Origin of the sequence: Mesorhizobium carmichaelinearum, from assembly GCF_900199455.1 — a bacterium.
GTDB lineage: Bacteria > Pseudomonadota > Alphaproteobacteria > Rhizobiales > Rhizobiaceae > Mesorhizobium > Mesorhizobium carmichaelinearum.
Genome location: NZ_FZQR01000128.1, coordinates 1 through 997, shown reverse-complemented (window position 1 = coordinate 997; position 997 = coordinate 1). Strand labels below are relative to the sequence as shown.

Annotated in this window: 1 protein-coding gene; it reads left to right on the top strand. The window is 64.9% G+C overall.

Translation table 11 applies throughout. From position 1 onward, the window contains the following. Positions 1-35: 35 nt before the first annotated feature. Positions 36-997 (top strand): integrase core domain-containing protein (locus CKW40_RS42305; protein WP_095205394.1); only part of this gene is annotated, 962 nt, incomplete at its 3' end.

Here is a 997-nt window from a genome sequence, read left to right as displayed (position 1 = left end):
GGGTGACAGTTTTCTTGTCCGCCGGAGGACCGGCGATGGTTTGGCGAGAGACTGGCATCATGGACGAGCGGCTACGGTTTGTTGTGGATTGCCTTGCGGGTGAGGAGACGATGAGTGCGCTTTGTGCGGGTTACGGCATCTCGCGCAAGTGTGGCTACAAATGGCTTGGGCGTTATCGGGAGTTTGGCCCGGAAGGTTTGCACGATCGGCCGCGAGCGCCGCTCAATCACGGCCGGGCGACGCCTTGGGATGTGGTGGAGCGGATCGTGGCTATGAAGGAGGTCCACCCGTTGTGGGGACCCAAGAAGATCATGGCCAGGCTCAAGCGTGCGGAGCCCTGCTGCGGCTGGCCCGCAGTCTCGACGGCCGGTGAGATTCTGAAGCGGCATGGACTTGTGGGGCGTAAGCGCAGGCGCTGGAAGGCGGCAGGCAATGGTCCATGGCCGGAAGCTTCAGAGCCGAACGCGGTGTGGACCGGGGACCACAAGGGCTGGTTCCGGACCCGTGACGGGTGGCGTTGTGAGCCGTTGACGGTGATGGATGCATCGAGCCGCTACCTTCTGGCGCTGGAAGCGACGGGTTCGACGGCGGACGCCGAGGCCTGGCCGGTGTTCGAACGGCTGTTTGAAGAGCATGGGCTGCCGGATCGGTTCAGAAGCGACAATGGCCCACCCTTCGCATCGCCCGGCGTCACCGGTCTGACGCCGCTTGCGGCACGCTTCATCAAGCTCGGTATCACGCTGGAGCGGATTGCGCCCGGCAAGCCGCAGCAGAACGGACGCCATGAGCGCTTTCATCTGACCATGCTGCCGATGGCTAAGGAACCCGCGGCCGACAGAACAGCCCAGGGCCAAGCCTTCGAGGCCTTCCGGCGCAGCTACAATGAGGAACGCCCGCATGAGGCACTCGCCATGGACACCCCAGCCCAGCATTACCGCCCCTCACGGCGCGCCATGCCAAGAACGCCGCCCGAGCCCGACTATCCGGACGAGGCGGC